Below are 2,273 nucleotides of genomic sequence, written 5' to 3' on the forward strand. Positions count from 1 at the left end.
CGGCTAACTTAAGGAAGGTTGTTTATTTTCAACTCCCGGAACTGTCAAACTTTTCGAGTCCTCCACCGGAGGTGGAGGTTTACCCAATAGAATTACCTCTGGGCATCAGTCAATCCTTTCGAAAATAGACCTTTCCCGGAATTCTTTGTTGATGAAATTGATGATCCTGGTTTAGGGCTTCAAATTCAGGAAAAGAATGAAGAGTATATCAAAATGGCAAAACTGGTTCAGGAAAACTCTAACAAGCAGTATGTTCAGGATTTTCTAAGAGGCCATTTGCTAAACTTTCTGGGTCAATATGAAAAGCTGATTCAGTCCAACAAATTCTCCTATGCCGATGTATGGAAACTGAAAAAAAACTATCTGGTTGATCTGTATAAAGTTGTTAATAAAGGCCTTAGAGATGAAGTGCCGTATGCAATGTATTGTGAAGGAGAGGGCTGGAAGATTGTGTATGACGGTGAATCAGTCAGTGGTTTGCGTGGCAAAGGATTTCAGTGGATTTATTACATAATATCAAATCCTGAGAATAAGGTGCACTACCGAGCTTTGCATGAACTGTCAGAAGATAATAAAAGCCCAAACGAAGAAAACGAAGAAAAAGCTTTTGGTGAAGGCGAATTTGAAGGCGCTATAAAAGCAGATCAGCTTTCAGTGTCTGATGCTTCAGTCCTGGTGAACAAGAGTGAAGTTCAGAAAGAAGAATTGCAAACATATAGTAACCTTTACGAAAAACTGTATTTAGAAAAAGAAGAAGCAGTATCAAAAGGGGAAGTTACTAAAGTTGATCGTAAACTGCATGAAATTAATGGGGTTTTGAAATATTTGGATGACAAGAATATTGAATACGAATGTGACGGTTCCAAGTTAAAATTTATATCAAAAGGTACCACTGAAACAAAAAAGGTTACCGAAAAACAAGATCATACCGGCACAAAATACAAAATCATAAATGATAAAATCAAAAAGAATTATAGAGATGCGCTAACCAAACTTAAAGGTATAAGAAAAGCGAAAGCATTGCATGCTCATCTATTAAATAGCATCCGCAAAGAAGACGGAGCTTTCATCTACGAGCCATTAGAGGACATTGTCTGGCACTTAGACTGACTTGAAAAGCAACACAATTTTTAGATCGGCCCTTTCATTTTTTGAGAGGGCTTTTTTATTTCCATAATTCCAGACAGATACCCCTCTATTACCCAAAAAGTCACACCGTTACAGCCAAAATCCCCCTTCAGCTCCAGAGATAAGGACCCTGGAAAAGGAGAAACGATTTACAATGGCTGGCGGAAAAAATATACTGACACCGGAGGAAACCGCAAAGTACCTGAAAAAAAGCGTGAGCTGGGTTTACAAACACGCAGAGGAACTGGGCGGAAGGAAGCTCGGAGGTTCATTATTTTTCCCAGCAGAGGAGGACCTCTATGAGTTTATATTTTGTAAAAGGAAAGGGGTGGAGGTACGACTTCACCCTGAACGGAAAACGGTACACAAAAAGCTGGTTCAAAACCAAAAAAGAAGCCAAAAAGGCCGAAGCCAGCAGAAAGGAGGAAATACAAAACCCGGAACATTCGATGATCACAGACCCGATCCCAACCGACATGGACTTCTTGGAGTTGGTTAATAGACGACTGGACCATATAAAGGAATATAATTCAGAAAGGCATTACACTGACAATATCTATTTTGCAAAAAGGTGGTGCTCTTATTGGGGCAAAAAGAAATGCAGTGAAATCAGCGTTGATATGGTTCAATCTTTTTTATTGAAACGAAAACGTGAAGTCTCGGCTGTGACGGCAAATAAAGATCTTCGTGCTTTAAGAGGGCTATTCAATTTTGGAATGAAGGCACCACGAAATTGGATTGATCAGAATCCAACCCTGGGCATTGAATTTTTTCCAATCGAGAAAACAGAAAAGTATGTCCCTCCTAAAGAGGATGTTATGAAGGTGGTCATGGCTGCAGATCTCGATACCCAGGATTACCTCTGGACAATAATCTGCACTATGGGGCGGGTTGGTGAAATTAATCGCCTTCAATGGAAGGATGTGAACCTCGCCGAGATGTACTTGGTTTTATACACAAGGAAAAAACGAGGTGGTCATCTCACCCCCAGGCGCATCCCTTTGAATCAAAGGCTTTTCAATGTACTTTCGGAAAGATTCAAAAGAAGGGATCCTGATTATAACGGATTTGGGGGACTAAGTCGGAGAGCGATGAAATAGACTGAAAAAAATCATTTTCTGCGTTATGGTTGAAGTGCTCAACAG

At 40.1% G+C, this 2,273-nt stretch carries 2 protein-coding genes; both read left to right on the top strand.

Annotation, left to right across the window (positions count from 1 at the left end; translation table 11 throughout):
* Positions 1-213 precede the first annotated feature (213 nt).
* Positions 214-1,110 carry a hypothetical protein gene (locus B147_RS0107955; RefSeq protein ID WP_020586681.1) on the top strand — a complete coding sequence of 299 codons (897 nt, stop codon included), beginning with the start codon at positions 214-216 and terminating at the stop codon, positions 1,108-1,110.
* A gap of 317 nt (positions 1,111-1,427) precedes the next feature.
* Positions 1,428-2,228 carry a tyrosine-type recombinase/integrase gene (locus B147_RS27855; protein WP_083927850.1) on the top strand — a complete coding sequence of 267 codons (801 nt, stop codon included), beginning with the start codon at positions 1,428-1,430 and terminating at the stop codon, positions 2,226-2,228.
* Positions 2,229-2,273 lie beyond the last annotated feature (45 nt).

This window comes from Desulfobacter curvatus DSM 3379 (assembly GCF_000373985.1).
GTDB classification, from domain to species: Bacteria; Desulfobacterota; Desulfobacteria; order Desulfobacterales; family Desulfobacteraceae; genus Desulfobacter; species Desulfobacter curvatus.

What these genes read in the sequence shown, in the direction of transcription:
- B147_RS0107955 (WP_020586681.1), top strand. Translation starts at nt 214, where the DNA reads ATGGCAAAACTGGTTCAGGAAAACTCTAACAAGCAGTATGTTCAGGAT.
- B147_RS27855 (WP_083927850.1), top strand. Translation starts at nt 1,428, where the DNA reads ATGAGTTTATATTTTGTAAAAGGAAAGGGGTGGAGGTACGACTTCACC.